Here is an 18162-nt window from a genome sequence, read left to right as displayed (position 1 = left end):
AGCGCGGCCGACCCGCGCGTCCCGACGGACTCAGAGGAATCATGCCATCCGCTCTTTCGGCAGATGAACCTACCGACCGCCTCGACGTCAGGCTCGCCGATGGCCCGGAAGAAATTGCCGCCGCCCAGGCCCTGCGCTATCGCGTCTTCTATGAGGAGATGGGGGCCCATCCCACCGATGCGACCCGCGACCGTCGTCGCGACATCGACGATTTCGACGCGGTCTGCGACCATCTCCTGGTGATTGATCGCGCTCGCGGCAGCGGGGCGGCCGGCGTGGTCGGAACCTATCGCCTGATGCCACGCGCGGCGGGCGAAGCGTTCGGCCGCTTCTATACCGCTGGCGAGTACGACATTTCCCCGATTCTGGCTCATGGCTGCCGGTTCATGGAACTGGGGCGGTCCTGCGTCGATGCCGGATATCGCAACGGCGCGACGATGAAGAAGTTATGGGACGGCATCGCCGCCTATGTCTTCGAACACGATATCGAGCTGATGTTCGGGTGTGCCAGCCTGCCCGGAACCGATCCCGGCAGCTTGGCCGGGCATCTCGGCTATTTGTACCATTACCATTTGGCGCCCGAGCATCTGCGTCCGCGCGCCTTGCCCCATCTCTATGTCGATATGGAACTGGCGGCGAAGGACAGCCTCAATCCCCGCCGCGCTCTGGCCGAGCTGCCGCCGCTGATCAAGGGCTATCTGCGTCTGGGTGGTTTTGTCGGCGACGGTGCCGTGATCGACCATCAATTCAACACCACCGACATTTGCGTCCTGGTCAAAACCGACCTGATCACCGACAAGTATCGCAGCCACTACGGACGCAACGTGCGTGACGCCACCTCTGAAGTCTGAGACCGTTATGGTCTCGCCATTCCTCGGCCTGGTCCGGTTCGCCGCCTTCACTGCGTGGACGTTGCTGTTGGTTCCCCCCTATCTGTTGACGCGGATGGTGTCCTGTCGCCGCGCCGGGCAGATTGTGCTGTTCTATTGGCGGGGCGTGATCCGGCTGATCGGCTTTACGGTGGTGGCGCGGGGTGCCCCCGAAGCCGGGGCGGGACCGGCCCTTTACGTGGCCAATCACGCCAGCTATCTCGACATCATCGTGCTGGGCAGCCTGATCCCCGCCTGCTTCATCGCCAAGGCCGAAGTGGCGGGCTGGCCGGGCTTTGGCCTGCTGGCCCGGCTGGCCCGCACCGTGTTCGTCGATCGTCGCCCCACGGCGACGGCGCGCGAGCGCGATAGCGTCCGCCATCGGCTGGAAAACGGCGATTCGTTGATCTTGTTCGCCGAGGGGACCAGCAGCGACGGCAATCGGGTGCTGGCGTTCAAAAGCGCGCTGCTGTCGGTCGCTGAAACCGGCCTGACCGGGGCGGACGGCATCGTCCGCCCGCTGCCGGTCCAGCCGGTGTCGCTGGCCTATACCCGGCTGGACGGGTTGCCGCTGACCCGGGCGATGCGGCCGTTTCTTGCCTGGTACGGCGACATGACACTGGCCGGTCATCTGCTGGGGGCGCTGGGATTGGGTCGGGTCACGGTCGAGGTGACCTTTCATCCGGCCACGTCGCTGGCATCGTTTCCGTCGCGTAAGGATTTGACGGTGCATTGCCACGACCTCGTCGCCAACGGCGTCGCCACCATGCTGGCCGGTCGGGCTGCCTGACGCGCGTGCCCGGCGGGCGTCGCGCGCTGTCCGCGACGGCCGACCGGGAAGACCGCCGGTTCCCTTTTCCCCTGTGTCCGGGACATGTTGTAAACCGCCATGGCCGCTCCCTCCTCTCCCCGCGTTGTGTCAGAGACCGGCCCCCGCGCCGAACCGTCGTCCGCGCCGCTGTCGGTCGATCCGTCCGACCGTCTGCTGTCGAGCGACAGCGCGCCACCGCCCAAAGCCTTTCCCGCCCTGGCGCGCGATCCCAGCCGCGAGCCGCGCTTTTACCGTGAGGCGCAGCACCAGCCCCGCCCGTCGGCTCCACCGCCGCCCGAGCGGCCACGGGGAACCGTGCCTCCGCCGCTGTCGGCGTCGCGGCAGCCCGAGCCCTCGGCCGGGTCCGAACCGCGCCTGTCACGGAGCGCGGCGAAACCGCAGGAGGGACGGCTGCGCCCCGAACCGATGCCGCCCGGCGCGGGCCGACCGCCCAAAGAACCGCGTCGCCGCTCTGGCGGGGGCGGCCGCTGGGGGCGGCGTCTGCTGATCTGGGGGCTGACCCTGGCGATCTGGGTCGGGATCGGCATCGGTGGCGTTGTCGCCTATTACGCCGTCGATCTGCCCGACATCGACAAGATGACGGCGACGACAAGGCGGCCGAGCGTGGTGTTCCAGTCGGTCGAGGGCGAGGTGTTTGCCGCCTTTGGCGATCTGTATGGCGAAGCGCTGACCTTGCCCGAGATTTCGCCCTATCTGGTCCAGGCGGTGCTGGCGACCGAGGATCGCCGCTTCTTTAGCCATTTCGGAATCGATCTGTTCGGTCTGGCCCGAGCCATCTATACCAATCTTCGCGCTGGGCATGTGGTTCAGGGCGGTTCGACCATCACCCAGCAATTGGCTAAGAACCTGTTCCTGACGCCCGACCGCACGATGAAGCGCAAGATGCAGGAAGTGCTGATGGCGCTGTGGCTGGAACGGCGGTTCAGCAAGGAGCAGATCCTCGCGCTCTATCTCAACCGGGTCTATCTCGGCTCGGGGACGTTCGGGGTCGATGCGGCGTCGCGGCGCTATTTCGACGTCTCCGCCCGCAAGATCGGGCTGTATCAGGCGGCGGTGATCGCCGGTCTGTTGAAGGCACCGTCGCGCTATAGCCCGATCAACGATCCCGAAGCGTCGCGGCGGCGCACCGCCGACGTGGTGCAAAACATGGTCGAGGCGGGCTATATCGACCAGAGAACCGCCGATGCCGCCCAAGTCACCGGGGCGGCCGAACTGGTTCACCGCGCGCCCGCCGCCGGACGCTATTTCGCCGACTGGATGATGAGCCATCTCGATCAGTTCGGTGAAGTGGCGGGCCGCGACATCGTGATCCAGACCACGCTCGATCTCGGGCTGCAACGCAAGGTCGAGGCCGATCTGAAGACGCTGCTGAGCGGGCCGGGCGCCAAGGCCAATGTCAGCCAGGGCGCGGTGGTGGTGATGACCCCGGACGGCGCGGTCCGGGCGATGGTCGGTGGTCGCGAGTATGACGACAGCCAGTTCAACCGAGCCGCCCAGGGCTTGCGCCAGCCGGGCTCGTCGTTCAAGCCGTTCGTCTATCTCACCGCGATGGAGCGGGGCTATAGCCCCGACGACACCATCGAGGACGCCCCGATCAAACTGGGCAATTGGAGTCCGGGAAATTATACCGGCCGCTATCTCGGCACCATCACCTTGCGTCAGGCGCTGGCCGAATCGGTCAACACTGTCGCGGTGCGGCTGGTCGAAGCGGTTGGCCCCAACCGGGTGATCGCGACCGCGCGGCGGCTTGGCATCTCGTCCGATCTGCGTCGGGACGCGACCCTGGCGCTCGGCACCAGCGAGGTGACCTTGCTCGAGATGACCAACGCCTATGCCGCCTTCGCCAATGGTGGCCAGGGGGTGACCGCTTATGGCGTCGCCCAGATCACCGATCCGTCCGGCCATGTTCTGTTCAAGCGCCAAGGCGGCGGCTTCGGTCAGGTGATCTCGCCCACGGCCCTGGCCCGGATGCAGGACATGATGACCGCCGTGATCCAGAACGGTTCGGGCAAGGCGGCCCGGCTTGACCGCCCCGCCGCGGGCAAGACCGGCACCACCCAGGATTACCGCGACGCCTGGTTCATGGGCTTTACCGCCGATTACGTCACCGGGGTCTGGCTCGGCAATGACGATTACAGAAACGAAATGAAAAAGGTCACCGGCGGTGGTCTGCCCGCTCAATTATGGAAGCAGGTGATGGTCGCCGCCAACCAGGGGCTGCCGCCCCGTCCGTTGACGCTGCCCGCGATGGAACAGCCCGCGCCGGGCGAAACGTCGGGCGAGTCCGGCGGGTCGGCGACCGAGGAGTCCGGCGGCGGTCTGGGCGACACGATCGACGATTTGCTGAAGGGAATCTTCGGGCGCTGAGGCGGGCGCTGGGTCCGGACGCGGCCTGGACGGCGCTACAGCCGCGCCGCCTTGCGGGTGAGGTCGCTGCGCAGATCGGCGGGAAGGGATTCCAGCAGGCGGAGCAGCGCGCCGATCCCGATCGGAACGCGGGAGCGACCATCGGCCCAGCGCCAGACGGTGGTCGGCGCGGGCTGGCGTTCGCCCAGATCGTCGAGCAGACGGGCGAGAGCGGCCTGGGACAGGCCCAGTCGGGCAAGGGTCTCGGTGAATTCCGGTCCGGTCATGCTTCGGCCCCAGGCCCCAACCAGGGCGCGAATGCGGTCAGACAAAAGGTGCCTGTTCGACAGGGGCGCTGTCAACCTCACGCGCGGGTAACCAAAGCGATCGGGCTATGACTGGCGTAGACCGGAACAGACTCGGGTGACGAAGGCGTCGATATCGTCGTTCATCGAAACGGTACGCGATGCCAGATCGCCCGCGGCAATCAAGACCTGCCCGGCGGCATCGGTGGCGGTACCGGCGGTGTCGGCAACCTGACCGATCGTATCGGCGACGGTTTGGACGTCGCTGGCAACGGTGCGGATTGAGCGACTCATCTCGGCGACGGCGCTGCTTTGCTGTTCGGTCGAGGCGGCGATTCCGGTGGCATCGTCGTTGATCTCGCGGATCTTGCCCGCGATGGTGCGGACGGCGGCGACAGCGGTCTGGGTCGCGTCACGCATGCTGCCGATCTGGGACGAAATCTCCTCGGTCGCCCGCGCCGTCTGGTTGGCGAGGTGCTTGACCTCGTTGGCGACGACGGCAAAGCCTTTGCCTGCCTCACCGGCGCGGGCGGCCTCGATCGTCGCGTTCAGCGCCAGCAGATTGGTCTGGCTGGCGATTTCAGAGATCAGATCGACCACTTCGCCGATTTTCTGGGCGGCTTCGCTCAGGCCGTTGATCGCGGAATCGGTCGAGACGGCGACATGCATCGTCTCTTGGGCCATGTGGGCGGAATGTTGGATGCGGCCAGCGACTTCGCGGATGCCGGACGAAACCTGCTCGGCGGCGGCGGCGACCTGCTCGACATGGACCGAGGCGTTTTCGGCGGCGGCGGCGACCCGGCTCGATTGATCGCTGGTCTGGGTCGCGATCAGCGACATCTGCTGCGCGGTGGCTTCCAGTTCGGTCGCGGTCGAGGCGACGACGCTGGTGACATGCTTGATGGTGTTGCCGACCCCGGTCGCCTCTTGGGTGAATTCGCGCGAGCGGCGCTCCATTTCGCTCAAGGCCCGGTTGATCAGGCGGGCGTGATCGGCGAACTCACCGACCATGCCTTCGGTCAGGATATGGCGGAAATAGCGGCCCTCGGAGGTCAGGACCATCGCGGCGTCGGCTTCCTTGGTAAAGACCTCGGTCAGATCGAGCAGGCGATTGATCGAGCGCTCCAGCGCCCCGATCCGGCCACGTTCGGTGATGTGGATCACCCGGGTGTCGAGACGGCCCGAGGCGGCTTCGTTCAGCACCTCGGTGGCGCGGTTGATCGCCTTGTTGGCGCGCAGCATCAGCAGGATCGCGATCAGGCCGCAGGCCAGGGCGATGGCGGTGACGGCGGCGTCGATGGGCTGGTTGCGCATCAGAGAGAGACCAACCCCAGCGGCGCAGATGACCGAAGCGAGTGCGGCGGCGACCAGCGCCTTAGAGAGTGAAGACGAATTCATCATAGGGAAGTCCCGCCGCTTGCAGTTTGGAGACCATGGCCTGGAAGGCGGCGTCCATTCCGGCCTTGCGGTCGGAATGAGCCTGCTCGATGGCCAGCAACTCGCGATACAGCGCTTCGGCCTTGGCCACCGCCTCGCGTCGGGGCGACCGGCGGTTCGAGTGATAGCTGATGATCTTGCCAGAGCTATCGAAGGTTGGTGTCACGTGGGCTAGAACCCAGTAATGGTCGCCATTCTTGGCGCGGTTAACGACATAGGCGAAAATTTCCTTGCCGGATTCGATCGTGTCCCACAGAAGCTTGAACACGCAGCGCGGCATTTCGGGATGCCGGATGATGCTGTGGGGCGCGCCGAGAATCTCATCTTCAGTATAGCCAGCGATGCTTAGAAATACTTCATTGGCATAGATGATCCGTCCCTTCGGGTCGGTCTTGCTGACGATAATGTCGTCCCGCCCAAACGTACGTTCCACGCCAGTCAGGTGAATATCCTGCTTGCTCATGTCGCTCTCGCGTCAAAAAAGAAGAACGAAGTGGGGGTAATTGTCGCCAAACACGTTCCGGCTGCTCGATGCCCTCTAAACACTATACGAAATATGGCTTTACGGTCTATGACATCGTGCGACAAATTGTACCAAATTCACGGATAAGCCATGAATTATCGCCACGCGTACCACGCCGGCAATTTTGCCGATGTCGTCAAACATGCCGTTTTGGCAATGGTTGTGACCTCATTAAAGCGAAAAGACACGCCGTTCTTCGCGTTAGACACCCATGCCGGGCTCGGGGCTTACAACCTGGAGGCGGATGAGGCACAGCGGACCGGCGAATTCAGAAGCGGGATCGCTCGTTTGCTCGAAGCCTCGGCCCCGCCCGCCGCGCTCGATCCCTATCTCGCCGCAGTTCGCGCCCTCAATCCCGCCGGTGGCTGCACCTGCTACCCCGGATCGCCCGAACTGGTGCGGGGGATGATGCGCGAGACCGACCGGTTGGCCCTGGTCGAACTGCATCCCGAGGACGTCGCGGTGCTGCGCCGCCGCTTTGCCGCCGACCGCCGCGTCGGCATTCATCACATGGACGGCTATGTCGCGGTCAAGGGGCTGCTGCCGCCGCCGGAACGGCGCGGGGTGGTGCTGATCGACCCGCCGTTCGAGGTCAAGGACGAGCACCAGCGCCTGCTGTCGGCGTTGCGCCGGATCCGGCGGCGCTGGGCCAACGCGATCACCCTGGTGTGGTATCCGATCAAGGGGATGGAGCCGGTCGAACGGGTGTACGAGGCTCTGCGGGCCGAGGGCGGGGTCGAGACGCTGGCGGTCGAGCTGATGCTGCGCCCGCCGCTCGATCCGTTCCGGCTGAACGGCAGCGGCCTGATTGTCGTCAATCCGCCATGGGGGCTCGACCGCGATCTGGCGGTGCTGCTGCCGTGGCTGGTGTCGGTGCTGGCCCCGGACGGCGGCTTTCATCGCCTGGAGACGTTGGTCTCCGAGGCCGACCTGCGCGGTTGATTTATCCCGAGATCAGGGCGGCGGCGGCGAGCAAAAAGGCGATTTCCGAGCTTTGGGCCACCGCGCCCAGCACATCGCCGGTATAGCCGCCCAGCCGACGCCGGGCCAGTTCGGCGACGCCCAGTCCGGCCAGACCGGCGCAGGCGATCGCCGGAATAGCCGCCAGCCCCAAACCCAGTCCGGCGAACAGCACGCCGAGCGCGATCGCGGCCAGGGCGCAATCGGCGCCGGGACGTCCGGCCAGTGCCGCCAGCCCGTCGGGGCGGGCGGGGGGAATGCGCCGCATCGCCACCGGGATCAGGGCGCGCGACAGAGCCACGGCGGCGACCAGAGCGCCGATCTTGGCGGCGGCCCCGGTCATCGCGGCGATGGCGGCGGCGCGCAACGCGACCGAGAACACCAGCGCCAACACCCCGAAGGTGCCGTTGCGGGAATCGTGCATCACCTCTAGCCGCCGCTCCGGTCCGCCGCGGGCCCCCAGACCGTCGGCGAAGTCGGCCAGCCCGTCTTCGTGCAGCGCGCCGGTGACCAGCACCAGCGCCAGCACCGCCAGCAGCGCGGCGGCCAGCGGCGGCAACACGGTCACGGCGGCGGCGGCGATCAGCCCGGCGACGAGGCCCAGACCGGCACCCACCAGCGGAAAGCAGCGCATTGCGGCGGCCAGCCCGCCCGACGGCACCGCGCCCGGATCGGGCAGGGGCAGACGGGTTAAAAAGGTGGCGGCAAGATGAAGATCGGCGAGCCAGCCGCGGGGCGGGTTCGCGGGAATGTGGGGTGACTCGGCCATGATGGTTCGGTTATAGGTCGAAGCTGTTTCGACAGCAACCTCCTGGGGGCAAACCCGTGACCCTGACGATTACCGGCCTCGACGACGTTTCCGCCCTGTTGGCGCGACTGCCGGAGGGCGACGAAGCCGCCGCCGCCGCCTGGGCCGCGCGCGAGCCGCGCCTGACCAAGCCGGCCGGGTCGCTCGGTCGTCTCGAGGATCTGTCGGGCTGGCTGTCGACCTGGCAGGGACGCCACCCGCCCCGGCTCGACGCGCCCTACGCCCGGATCTTCGCCGGGAATCACGGCGTCGCCGCCCTGGGCGTCTCGGCCTTTCCGCCCGAGGTGACGGTGCAGATGGTCGCCAACTTCCAACATGGCGGCGCGGCGATCAACCAACTGTGCCGGACCTTCGGCATCGCTCTCGACGTCGTCTCGCTCGACCTCGACCGGCCGACCGCCGATTTCACCCAGGGACCGGCCTTGACCGAGGCCGAATTCGCAAGCGCCTTCCAGGCCGGGATCGACGCGGTGCCAGAGGGCGCCGACCTGCTGGTGCTGGGCGAGATGGGGATCGGCAACACCACTCCGGCGGCGGCGCTGGCTTGCGCGCTGTATGGCGGCGAGGCGTCGGAATGGACCGGACGCGGCACCGGGGTCGAAGGCGGCGCGCTGGCCCGTAAGATCGAGGTGGTTGCCGCCGGGGTCGCCCGTCATCGCGGCCTGCCGCCGCTGGAAATCCTGCGTGCCCTGGGCGGCCGTGAACTGGTGGCGCTGGCCGGGGCGACGGTGGCGGCGCGGTTGCGCCGGGTGCCGGTGCTGCTCGATGGCTATGTCGTCACCGCGGCGGTGGCACCGCTTCAGGCGGCGCGGCCGGGCGCACTCGATCATTGCCGGGTCGCCCATGTCTCGGCCGAGCCGGGCCATCGCCGTCTGCTGGCGGCGCTGGGGGCCGACCCGCTGCTCGACCTCGGCTTGCGGCTGGGCGAAGGCTCGGGCGCGGCGCTGGCGGTCGGCCTGTTGCGGGGCGCGATCGCCTGCCATACCGGGATGGCGACCTTCGACGAAGCGGGTGTCAGCGACAAGGGCTGACATCTCGTTGGGGCAGGGGTGAGGAAACGCACAATCAACAGGCTGGCGCTTCGGGGCCAGTCTGTCCATAATGTCGCCGCAATTTTCCAGCCCAGGAATCATCATGTCCATCCATAATCCGCTTCTCAACGATTTCGGCCGCGTCGCCAATGGCGCCCTGGGAGCGCTGTCGGGTCTGCGCGGCGAGGTCGAGACCCGCCTGCGCGAGCATTTCGAGCGCTTCACCGCTGGCCTTGACATGGTCACCCGTGAAGAGTTCGAGGTGGTCAGCGCCATCGCCCGCAAGGCGCGGCAGGAACAGGAATCGCTGGAGGCCCGCATCCGGGTTCTCGAAGCGCGTCTGGCCGAAGCGAGCGATACCCGACTGTAATCGGTCGGTTATCCACAAAAATTCACAGGCATTGACCGAGGATTGCCTTGCGTCCTCGGAAAGCCTGTGCTTAGGCTATCCTTTGTCGGAAACAGGCTGCCCGGATACAACAAATTGATTCCGGGCGGTTCTGCCGAATGGTGCCATGCCAAGGAGGACTCACGGCATGACGTTGACCGCTGCTTGTCACGACGACGAGCCTCAGGCCAACCCGGTCGATCTGGTCGAACAATTCGTCGCCGCCAACGACTGGGCCTTCGACCGGCGCAGCGACGAGGAATTGGCCGCCGAGGTTCCGGGGAAATGGTGTAATTACTCGCTCTACTTCGCCTGGCGCGAAGATATGGGCGCGATCCACTTCACCTGTGCGTTCGACATGAAGGTGCCCGAGTCCAAACGGACGCCGATCTGCGACCTGCTCGCCATCGTCAATGAAAAGCTCTGGCTGGGCCATTTCGGCCTGTGGGAGGACGAGGCAGTGCCGATGTTCCGCCACACCTCGCTGTTGCGCGGCGGGACCGCTTTGTCGCAGGAACAGGTCGAGGATCTGGTCGATATCGCCGTCAGCGAGTGCGAACGCTTTTATCCCGCCTTTCAATTCGTGATCTGGGGCGGCAAAAGCGCCCGGGACGCCGTCGCGGCGTCGATGCTGGAAACGGCGGGCGAGGCTTAATTATTTCGGGGACGAACTGAAATGACCAAGGTGCTTCTGGTCGGATGCGGCCGGATGGGCTCGGCTTTGTTGTCGGGCTGGCTCGATCGCGGCCTTGCCGCCGCCGATCTGGTGGTGGTCGATCCCACCGGTCCCACGGTCGGGCCGGTGACTGTGGTGACCGAGGCCGAGGCGATCCCCGCCGGTTTCGTGCCCGACGTGATCGTGCTGGCGGTCAAGCCGCAGATGATGGACGCGGCGTTGCCGCCCTATCGCCGCTTCGTCGGCTCCACCTTGTTCCTGTCGATTGCCGCAGGCAAGCCGACCGCCTATTTCCGCCGCGCTCTCGGCGACGATCTGGCGATTGTGCGGGCGATGCCCAACACGCCTGCGGCGGTGCGCCGCGGCATCACGGTCTGTTTTGCTGACGAAACGGTTTCCGCCGATCGTCGGTCCCTGGCGGAATCGTTGCTGGAAGCGGTCGGCGAAGTCGGCTGGGTCGCCGACGAAGCCCAGATTGACGCTGTCACCGCTCTGTCCGGCTCGGGTCCGGCCTATGTCTTCCTGTTGGCCGAAGCGATGGCCGAGGCGGGGGCCGCCCTGGGGCTCGATCCCGCTCTGGCGGTGCGTCTGGCCCGCGCCACCATCTCTGGCTCGGGCGAGCTGCTGCGCCAATCGTCCGATTCGGCGGGCGATCTGCGCCGCGCCGTCACCAGCCCGGGCGGCACCACCGCCGCCGCGCTGGCGGTGCTGATGGACGAAGCCGCCGGGTTCGGCCCCTTGCTGCGTGATGCCCTTGCCGCCGCCGAGCATCGCAGCCGCGAATTGGCCGGTTAAGCGCGGCCATCCCCCGTAATGATTTAAAAAAGAACGGGGAAATGTACGTAGGGGAGTCAGAATTGTTGACTCTGCGATGACGGTTTGGCACTCTTCGCTGCACTGCAACATCGTGCAGAGGATGGAGGGTGTCAGCATGGCCGCGAAGCAGACCGATAACATTTTCGATTTCGACGTCAGCAAGTATCTCGGCGACTTCAAGGTTCCTGGTGTCGATGTCGAAACCATTGTCGCCAGCCAGCGCAAGAACATCGAGGCGCTGACCCAGGCCAACAAGCTGGCTTTCGAAGGGCTTCAGAATGTTGTCAAGCGCCAGGTCGAGATCCTGCGGCAGTCGATCGACGAAGTCACCCACCTGTCCAAGGATATCGTCGAGCCGGGTGCCCCGCATGAGAAGGCGGCCCGTCAGGCCGAGCTGACCAAGGACGCGTTCGAACGTGCCCTGGTCAATGCCCGCGAACTGACCGAACTGATCACCAAGGCCAATGCGGACGCCTTCGATCTGCTCAACAAGCGGTTCAGCCAGAGCCTCGATGAGGCCCGCGAAGCCTTCACCAAGGCGGCGTCCAAGTCGTAGAGCGTCACCCGTTCGCAGCGACCGGCACAGAGCCCGCTTCAGCCTCTCCCGTCTTGGACGGGGGAGGCTTTTTCGTGGATGGAGTGCGCCCGAGTGTCGTTACGGCGCGAACGCCCGCAGCATCGTCTCGACCGCGGCAGAGACCGCTTTATCGACGGTGCCGTCCTCGGGCTGGGGCAGGCCGAGCATCGTCCGCATGAACAGGTCGGTGCGGAGCATCCCGGTGAACAGGTCGGCCATCTGCCAAGCATCCTCGACCGTCAGCAATCCGCGTCGGGACAGGTCGAGAAGCACCTGGGCAATCTGGCCCTTGCCGGTGCCGGGGCCGGATTCATAGAAGGCGCGGGCGAGGTCGGGCTGGCGGTGGGCTTCGGCGGTCACCAGCCGGTACATCGCCAGCGTATCGGGTTGCAGCAGCAGATCCATCAGGCGATGGCCAACCACGGTCAGGGTGGCGCGGGCATCGAGTCCGGGATCGACCGAGGTAAAGGTCAGATTGCGGTCGCAGCGCAAGCGAATGACCGCGCCGAACAAATCGTCCTTGCCGGTGAAATGGGCGTAAATCGTCGCTTTTGACACCCCGGCGCGGGCGGCGACATTGTCCATGCTGGCAGCGGCATAGCCGACTTCCAGAAACACGGCGCGCGCGGCGTCGAGAATGGCGTCGCGTTTGGCCGACGGACGGGGGCAGCGGATCGATTCGGTCATTGTTCCTCCCAACAGAGTCCCTAAACTAAACCATACGGTTCAGTTTAGGGAAGCGGAGAAACCTGACTTCGGCCGCGCTCAGTTGCGCGCGGCCGAAGTGCCGGACTGAAGATCGGAGACCTTGGCGCGCAGGGCCGACAGCAAACCGTCGATCTGGTCGCCCTTGGCCCGGATCACCGAAGCGTATTCGGACTGATAAGTGACGGCCATCGACGAGCCTTCGACGACCAGATCGACGACGCGGAATCCGCCCTCGATCCGCTTCAGTCGCCATTGCAGCATGATCGGCTGCTGACGGTCGCGCTCGACCCGCGAGGAGACGGTCAGACCACGATCGCCGTCATCGACGGTTCCGACGATGGTATGGCGCAAATCGCCGCCGTAATCCTTGAACCGGGTCGACCAGGTCAGGACGACGATGTCTTCGAACAAACGCAGGAATTCCTGCTGCTGCTCCGGCGTGGCGATCCGCCAATAGCGCCCCAGCACGCGGCGACCGATTTCGACCAGATCGACATCGGTGGTGAACAAGGTGCGGAAGCGGGCGGCCCGCTCCTGATCGGGGACACCTTTGCCGACCATCGTCTGCATCGCGGCATCGGCCAGACGGCTGATGAAGGCGGCGGCCGGATCGGCCGGAGCCTCGGCGGCGGCAAGACGCAACGGGGAGACCAGCAACGAGACGCCACCGAGGGCGGCCAGCAAAAACGGGCGACGTGAGATCATCGGGACGCGGCCCCCGCAGAAGAACCGGCGCTGAACGGGGTGCGGTCGTGGCCGTTGGCGATCTCGGAGGTCCGATGCTGACGATAGAGCGAGCGCAACGAGGCGTAGTAATCAAGCGAGGTCCGCTTGACGTCGTCTAAGGTGTCGATCATCCGTTCGCGGCGGTCGAGGCCGGAGATACCGCTCCGGGTCCAAGTCGCCCACTCATAGCCCATGTTGACCAGGACGAGATCGACCGGGTCGCCATACCATTCGACGGCGGTGCCGAAGGCATCGCGCGGGTTGGACGGGCCGAACAGGGGCAACACCAGATACGGACCCTCGTCCAATCCCCACACGGCCAGGGTCTGGCCGAAATCTTCCTCGTGGGCGGGGATACCGGCCTCGGTGGCGATATCGACGAAGCCCAACAGACCGAAGGTGGTATTGAAGGCGGCGCGGAAGAAGGTCTGAACCGCGCGGTCGGTTTCGCCCTGCAACACGTCGTTGGCGAACACCAGCGGCGATTTCAGGTTTTCCAGGGCGTCGTGGATGCGGTCGCGGCCGAATTGCGGCACCACGGTGCGATAGCCCTCGGCGGCGGGGCGGATCGCATAGGTGTCGAGAAAATCGTTGAAGGCGAAGATTTCGCGGTTCATCGGCTCGAGCGGGTCGTTGACCTGGTCCCATTCCGCGCGGGCTTCCGGATCGGATTCAGGCGGCGGGGTGGCACACCCAGCCAGAAGGCCCAAGGCGACAATAGATCCAGCAATGCGGGCGGCGGTGCTCGGGCTGGGGCGGCGCGCGGTCATCGATGGTAAACCCCTAAGATCGTGGCGGAACGGCCGGACGTTCAATGTTGCAGTTAGAATACATATGGAATTCTATTATTTAAACCAAGCACAGTCCAGACGGAAAGGCCCGCATCCCGGCCGCGCCACCATCGGGCTTCCCAGATGCGGGGGTGTCGCGCTATGGTAATGAATTGGGCGTAAACGTATCGGTCGGGAGGGAACGATGGCGATCGCCTGGGACGATTCGTTTGCGATCGGCGATGACGGGATCGATGCCGACCATCGCGCGATGATGGCGTTGATCAGCCGACTGCAAACCCTCACCTCCGGCCTGGGCGACGGCGAAGCCATCGTCTCGGCCATCTCGCAGCTTCGCAATCTCTGTTTCGGCCATTTTATCCGCGAAGAAGCGTTGCAGAATCGCATCGGCTTTCCCGATATCGAGGCTCACCGCCTGGGCCATCAGATGCTGCTGAAGCGGCTTGACGCCGTGCTCAACCATTTCGCCGAGGGCAGCGACCAGATCCGCGTCGGTATCCTGCGGACCTTGGGCGATTCGCTTGCCACCTGGATGGTGTTCCACATCACCCGGGGCGATATCGAGATGCGCCCCTATGTCGAGGCGATCAACCGCAAGCGCCGGGGCAGTCCGTCGCGTCGCCGCTCCGCCACCGATCACCGCCCCCTGCTCGGTGCCTGATTACTCGACCGCCTGACGCAGTGCGGCGGCGGCAACCCAGGGCGACAGCGCCAGAGCGGCGATCAACACGCCGCCCAGGATCAGCAGATGGGGCCCGGCCTCCAGCCCCTGGATCGCGGCATCAATCGCGCCGACCGAAAAAATCAGCACCGGGATATAAAGCGGCAGAATCAGCAGCGACAGCAGCACGCCGCCGCGCCGCGCCCCCAGCACCAGGGCGGCACCGATGCCGCCGATCAGCGACAGCACCGGGGTTCCCAGCGCCATTGCCGCCAGCAAGGGAGCGAAGCCCTCGGCGGGCAGGTGAAGCAGCACGGCAAGAACCGGGGCGACGACGATCAGCGGCAGGCCGGTGGTCAGCCAGTGGGCCAGCATCTTGGCCGCGACCGCTAGTTCCAGCGGCATCGGCGACATTGCCAGCAATTCCAGCGATCCGTCTTCGTAATCGGCCTGGAACAAGCGGTCGAGTGACAGCATCGAGGCCAACAGCGCGGTGACCATCAGCACGCCGGGCGACACCCGTTCCAGCAGATTGGTTTCCGGCCCCAGCCCGAACGGGAACAAAATCACGGTCAGGATGAAGAAGGTCACCACCATCACGCTGTCCGAGCCCTGGCGCAGCGCCAGACGCAGATCGCGGCGGACCACTTCGACGAAACGGCTCATGACAGGCCCTCGGGGGCGGGAGCGAAACGGTCAAGCGACAAGATTTCGGCGTCGGGCAGCACGATGTCGGTATGAGTCGACAGCACCACCATCCCACCTTGGGCGCGATGCTCGGCCAGCACCGTCTCCAGCACCGCGATCGAGGCGCGGTCGAGCGCGGTGGTCGGCTCGTCCATCAGCCACAGCGGGCAGGGCGCGGCCAGCAATCGGGCCAGATTGACCCGCCGTTTCTGTCCCGCCGACAGCATCCGCCCCGGCATGTCGGCAAGAGGCCCAAGGCCGAAGCGCAGGATCGCCGCCTCGGCGGCGCGGTCGGCCTGGGCAAAGTCGGTCCGGTGCAGTCTGGCCCAGAACCGCACCATTTCCGCCACGCTCAGCACCGGCTTGATCGCGTCGTGGTGGCCGAGATAATGGGTCCGGGCGGCGTGGGCCTCGGGGTCTTCGGTCAGAGTCTGGCCGTTCCACTCGAGCACGCCGTCGGACGGACGCAACAGCCCGGCCAGCACCCGCAGCAGGCTCGACTTGCCCGACCCGTTGGGACCGAGCAGCAACAGCGCCCCCCCCGGTTCCAGGGTGAAGCCGAGACGGGAAAACACCATCCGCCCGCCGCGTCGGCAGGACAGATCACACCCGCGAAAAAGAGGGGATTGGGCGGTGCTCATGGGCGGCACCATGGCAAAATTCCGCCGCCTTGGCGAGAGCGGATTGCGCCCGGACATTACGCATACGTAATGCCATGGAAAAAATGTTGAAATTACCGGCGGGTCGGAGCAAACCTCATTAATCAAGATAATATGATTCGTTTGCCCAGGGGGAAATCATGCTCTTCGGACGTGTGACGGGGTGGCTGCTGGTCGGTCTCGCCGTCATCATGGCATCGGCTGACGCGGTCATGGCCTTGGGTCCGGCCGATTATGTCGGGCTGATCACCGCCGATTTCGTTCTTCTGCTTGCCGGACATGCCCCCGATCCCGCCGAAACCGGGCGCACCCTGTTCGATACGGTCCAGGCGATGGTTCTTGACCTCCCGGCCTGGGTCGTGGTCGGAGCCATGGGCGTGACCCTGACTTTGACCTGCCGCCACCGCCCGCGTTGGCGTCGCCCGCTCTTCCGCCGCTAAATCCCGCCGTCCCTACCGATCACGAGCCACCGCCTGGATTCAGGCGGCACCGGGGGCGGGGGACAGATCGCCGTCGGCGGCCTTGTCCTTGTCTTTTTCCTTGCGCGGCGGAGCCAGCCGGGCCGGTTCCGTCGCCGTCGCCAAGGCGGGGGTAGACTCGGCGCCGGTCTGTGCCGATTTGCGGATCAGGCGGCCTTCGAGCCGCGCCCCGGCCTCGATCTCGATACTGTCATGGATGATGTCGCCGGCGATGCGTCCGGCCCGGGCGATCACCACCGCCCCGGCGGTGATCTTGCCGGTCACCTCACCATGGACGCGGGTGGTTTCGGCGGTGACCTCGCCGGTGATGCGCCCGGTTTCGCCGATCAGCAGATGACGGCAGGCGATGTCGCCCTCCAATTGTCCGTCGATCTGAATTTCGCCCTCGGTCGAGATGTTGCCGACGATGCGGACGTCGGCACCGATCAGAGAGAGGGTCTGGCCGCTTGCCGCTTTGCGCGGCGACGACCCGTTGCCGCCCTTACCAAATCTTGAGAGCATGGTCACCTGCCGCGATGAATTTGAGGGGGTCACGGGGGACTTCGGACAGACGGACTTCGTAATGGAGATGGGGGCCGGTCGAGCGGCCGGTATTGCCGAGCAGACCGATCGCGGTCGAGCGGCTGACATGCTGGCCTTCGCGGACCAGGATGCGCGACAGGTGGGCATAGCGGGTGGTGACGCCACCGCCGTGATCAATCTCGACGGCCAGGCCATAGCGGTCCCACGGCCCGGCGAACAGCACCTGCCCCTCGCCGGTGGCGTGGACCGGGGTGCCGAACGGGGCGGTCAGATCGACGCCTTCGTGAATGCCGGTGCGACGGTTGATCGGATCGTTGCGGCGACCAAAGACCGAACTGACCTCGTACTCGGCATGAATCGGATCGCCGAGCGGCATTGTCAGCATCGCCGCCTTGACCCCGCTCCAGCGGTCGAGCCGGTCGAGCAGGCCGTTCAGGCCGGGTTCGGTCGCGGTCGCGTTGATCGGCACGAACGGACCGCCGCGCCCATGTTCGGGGCGGTGCGACTCGATCACCCGCCCGGGATCAATCCCCAGTCGGGCCAGCGAATGTTCGGCGTCGGAAATACGGGCGGCGGCGGCGTCGCTGGTGCTTTGCACCGCCTGGGCATAGGCCAGACGCAGCCGCTCCAGCGAGGTTTCCAGCCGCCGGACCTGATCGCGAACGGCGCGGACCTCGGCATCGGCGGCGGAATCGTCGGGGCGGACCGGCTCGGCGACAGGCAGGGGAGGGGAGGGACGATTCTTTTCGGGGGCGCCCTTGACCAGGGCGGCATTGGATTCGGCCAGAACCATCAAGCTGGATTGGACCAGATCGACTTCGCGGGTGATGTCGGCGACCATCTTCTGCGAGGCAAGCAGCCGCTGCTGGGCGGAATGGGTGGCCGACAGCATCTCTTCCAGGCGCTGCTCGCGCTGGACCAGTTCCTCGGGATGATGCAGCAGCATCAGGGTGGACACGGCGGCCCACAGCGCGCAGCCGAAGATCGCTGCCCCCAACGCGACCAGCCGCCCCCGTCCCAGGGCGACTTGAACCGCAGAGCCATCGGCGCGGCGGATCAAAACCCGGGATTCGGGTACGGCGACGATAAAGGCACGACGAATCGCCTTGAGGCGCCGTTCGGCTGCCCGGATCGTTCGCTGGTCCCTCACCTTATCAGCCCCCCTGTGACAGCCTGGGTCGAAAGCAGCCGGTTGGCGTCATCGATCCTGCTCCGGGTTAGTTCAGTGTAGTCAGCCTTCCGACGCTAACCTATAGGTAAGAACTCCTGATCCGGGCAAGCCGAATGTTGGTCGTGCGGTGTCGAAGGGTGTCCAAATGTGCCGTTTTGGCCGATTTCCGGGCTGACGATTGACGCGCCCG

The 18162-nt window shown here is 65.8% G+C and carries 22 protein-coding genes; 11 read left to right on the top strand and 11 right to left on the bottom strand.

Annotation, left to right across the window (positions count from 1 at the left end; translation table 11 throughout):
- The first annotated feature begins 41 nt into the window (after window positions 1-41).
- The 3 genes from BLW40_RS02545 (at window position 42) to BLW40_RS02535 (ending at window position 4068) form a co-directional block, all read left to right on the top strand.
- Window positions 42-851: a GNAT family N-acetyltransferase gene (locus BLW40_RS02545; RefSeq protein WP_074765254.1), complete on the top strand. Its 810-nt coding sequence runs from the start codon at window positions 42-44 to the stop codon at window positions 849-851.
- 7 nt (window positions 852-858) lie between these two features.
- A complete protein-coding gene (locus BLW40_RS02540) occupies window positions 859-1659 on the top strand; it encodes a lysophospholipid acyltransferase family protein (protein WP_074765252.1) in 801 nt (266 codons plus the stop codon).
- A gap of 99 nt (window positions 1660-1758) precedes the next feature.
- Entirely contained in the window at window positions 1759-4068 is a 2310-nt protein-coding gene (locus BLW40_RS02535; protein WP_074765250.1) for a transglycosylase domain-containing protein, read from the top strand.
- Window positions 4069-4103: 35 nt separating this feature from the next.
- Here BLW40_RS02535 and BLW40_RS02530 read toward each other — a convergent pair whose 3' ends face one another.
- The 3 genes from BLW40_RS02530 to BLW40_RS02520 all read right to left on the bottom strand — a co-directional run bounded on the left by BLW40_RS02530 (window position 4104) and on the right by BLW40_RS02520 (window position 6252).
- Window positions 4104-4334: a helix-turn-helix domain-containing protein gene (locus BLW40_RS02530; RefSeq protein ID WP_074765248.1), complete on the bottom strand. Its 231-nt coding sequence runs from the start codon at window positions 4332-4334 to the stop codon at window positions 4104-4106.
- 105 nt (window positions 4335-4439) lie between these two features.
- Complete coding sequence (locus tag BLW40_RS02525) at window positions 4440-5666, bottom strand: methyl-accepting chemotaxis protein (protein WP_244511025.1); 1227 nt, start codon at window positions 5664-5666, stop codon at window positions 4440-4442.
- A gap of 61 nt (window positions 5667-5727) precedes the next feature.
- Window positions 5728-6252: a PAS domain-containing protein gene (locus BLW40_RS02520; RefSeq protein ID WP_074765244.1), complete on the bottom strand. Its 525-nt coding sequence runs from the start codon at window positions 6250-6252 to the stop codon at window positions 5728-5730.
- 150 nt (window positions 6253-6402) lie between these two features.
- Here BLW40_RS02520 and BLW40_RS02515 point away from each other — a divergent pair, with 150 nt between their 5' ends.
- Entirely contained in the window at window positions 6403-7254 is an 852-nt protein-coding gene (locus tag BLW40_RS02515; RefSeq protein ID WP_074765242.1) for a 23S rRNA (adenine(2030)-N(6))-methyltransferase RlmJ, read from the top strand.
- A gap of 1 nt (window position 7255) precedes the next feature.
- On the opposite strand, the gene cobS is transcribed toward BLW40_RS02515, so the two are convergent.
- Window positions 7256-8041, bottom strand: a complete 786-nt coding sequence (gene cobS / locus BLW40_RS02510) for an adenosylcobinamide-GDP ribazoletransferase (protein ID WP_074765240.1) — start codon at window positions 8039-8041, stop codon at window positions 7256-7258.
- Between the two features lie 56 nt (window positions 8042-8097).
- On the opposite strand from cobS, the gene cobT reads away from it, so the two are divergent.
- The 5 genes from cobT to BLW40_RS02485 all read left to right on the top strand — a co-directional run bounded on the left by cobT (window position 8098) and on the right by BLW40_RS02485 (window position 11547).
- Window positions 8098-9111: a nicotinate-nucleotide--dimethylbenzimidazole phosphoribosyltransferase gene (gene cobT / locus BLW40_RS02505; protein WP_074765238.1), complete on the top strand. Its 1014-nt coding sequence runs from the start codon at window positions 8098-8100 to the stop codon at window positions 9109-9111.
- A gap of 103 nt (window positions 9112-9214) precedes the next feature.
- Window positions 9215-9481 carry an accessory factor UbiK family protein gene (locus BLW40_RS02500; RefSeq protein ID WP_074765236.1) on the top strand — a complete coding sequence of 89 codons (267 nt, stop codon included), beginning with the start codon at window positions 9215-9217 and terminating at the stop codon, window positions 9479-9481.
- A 166-nt stretch (window positions 9482-9647) separates the two neighbouring features.
- Window positions 9648-10154 carry a type III secretion system chaperone family protein gene (locus tag BLW40_RS02495; protein WP_074765234.1) on the top strand — a complete coding sequence of 169 codons (507 nt, stop codon included), beginning with the start codon at window positions 9648-9650 and terminating at the stop codon, window positions 10152-10154.
- 21 nt (window positions 10155-10175) lie between these two features.
- The gene (proC, locus tag BLW40_RS02490) at window positions 10176-10970 is read left to right on the top strand and encodes a pyrroline-5-carboxylate reductase (RefSeq protein WP_074765232.1); all 795 of its coding nucleotides are present in this window, start codon (window positions 10176-10178) and stop codon (window positions 10968-10970) included.
- Window positions 10971-11106: 136 nt separating this feature from the next.
- Entirely contained in the window at window positions 11107-11547 is a 441-nt protein-coding gene (locus tag BLW40_RS02485) for a phasin family protein (RefSeq protein ID WP_074765772.1), read from the top strand.
- Window positions 11548-11646: 99 nt separating this feature from the next.
- Here the strand turns inward: BLW40_RS02485 and BLW40_RS02480 are convergent, their stop codons facing one another.
- From BLW40_RS02480 to BLW40_RS02470, 3 genes are all read right to left on the bottom strand, one after another.
- Complete coding sequence (locus BLW40_RS02480) at window positions 11647-12255, bottom strand: TetR/AcrR family transcriptional regulator (RefSeq protein ID WP_074765231.1); 609 nt, start codon at window positions 12253-12255, stop codon at window positions 11647-11649.
- A 78-nt stretch (window positions 12256-12333) separates the two neighbouring features.
- Window positions 12334-12981, bottom strand: a complete 648-nt coding sequence (locus BLW40_RS02475) for an MlaC/ttg2D family ABC transporter substrate-binding protein (RefSeq protein ID WP_074765229.1) — start codon at window positions 12979-12981, stop codon at window positions 12334-12336.
- Entirely contained in the window at window positions 12978-13772 is a 795-nt protein-coding gene (locus tag BLW40_RS02470; RefSeq protein WP_074765227.1) for an MlaA family lipoprotein, read from the bottom strand. The genes BLW40_RS02475 and BLW40_RS02470 overlap by 4 nt, the downstream gene beginning before the upstream one ends.
- Before the next feature lie 205 nt (window positions 13773-13977).
- Here BLW40_RS02470 and BLW40_RS02465 point away from each other — a divergent pair, with 205 nt between their 5' ends.
- Window positions 13978-14454 carry a bacteriohemerythrin gene (locus BLW40_RS02465; protein ID WP_074765225.1) on the top strand — a complete coding sequence of 159 codons (477 nt, stop codon included), beginning with the start codon at window positions 13978-13980 and terminating at the stop codon, window positions 14452-14454.
- Here the strand turns inward: BLW40_RS02465 and ccmB are convergent, their stop codons facing one another.
- Together ccmB and ccmA are read right to left on the bottom strand one after the other, a co-directional pair.
- Window positions 14455-15120, bottom strand: coding sequence for a heme exporter protein CcmB (gene ccmB / locus BLW40_RS02460; protein ID WP_074765223.1), 666 nt, complete (start codon window positions 15118-15120; stop codon window positions 14455-14457).
- Window positions 15117-15794, bottom strand: a complete 678-nt coding sequence (ccmA, locus tag BLW40_RS02455; protein ID WP_074765222.1) for a heme ABC exporter ATP-binding protein CcmA — start codon at window positions 15792-15794, stop codon at window positions 15117-15119. The genes ccmB and ccmA overlap by 4 nt, the downstream gene beginning before the upstream one ends.
- Window positions 15795-15940: 146 nt before the next feature.
- Here ccmA and BLW40_RS02450 point away from each other — a divergent pair, with 146 nt between their 5' ends.
- Window positions 15941-16240, top strand: a complete 300-nt coding sequence (locus tag BLW40_RS02450; protein WP_074765220.1) for a hypothetical protein — start codon at window positions 15941-15943, stop codon at window positions 16238-16240.
- 39 nt (window positions 16241-16279) lie between these two features.
- Here BLW40_RS02450 and BLW40_RS02445 read toward each other — a convergent pair whose 3' ends face one another.
- Both BLW40_RS02445 and BLW40_RS02440 read right to left on the bottom strand, forming a co-directional pair.
- Window positions 16280-16780, bottom strand: a complete 501-nt coding sequence (locus tag BLW40_RS02445; protein WP_074765218.1) for a bactofilin family protein — start codon at window positions 16778-16780, stop codon at window positions 16280-16282.
- A complete protein-coding gene (locus BLW40_RS02440) occupies window positions 16761-17951 on the bottom strand; it encodes a M23 family metallopeptidase (RefSeq protein ID WP_074765216.1) in 1191 nt (396 codons plus the stop codon). Before BLW40_RS02440 ends, BLW40_RS02445 begins: the two co-directional genes overlap by 20 nt.
- Window positions 17952-18162: the final 211 nt, after the last annotated feature.

Source organism: Magnetospirillum fulvum, assembly GCF_900108475.1.
Classification (GTDB): Bacteria; Pseudomonadota; Alphaproteobacteria; order Rhodospirillales; family Magnetospirillaceae; genus Phaeospirillum; species Phaeospirillum fulvum_A.
Note: the sequence above shows the minus strand (reverse complement) of the source record. Positions and strands in the feature narration are given on the sequence as shown.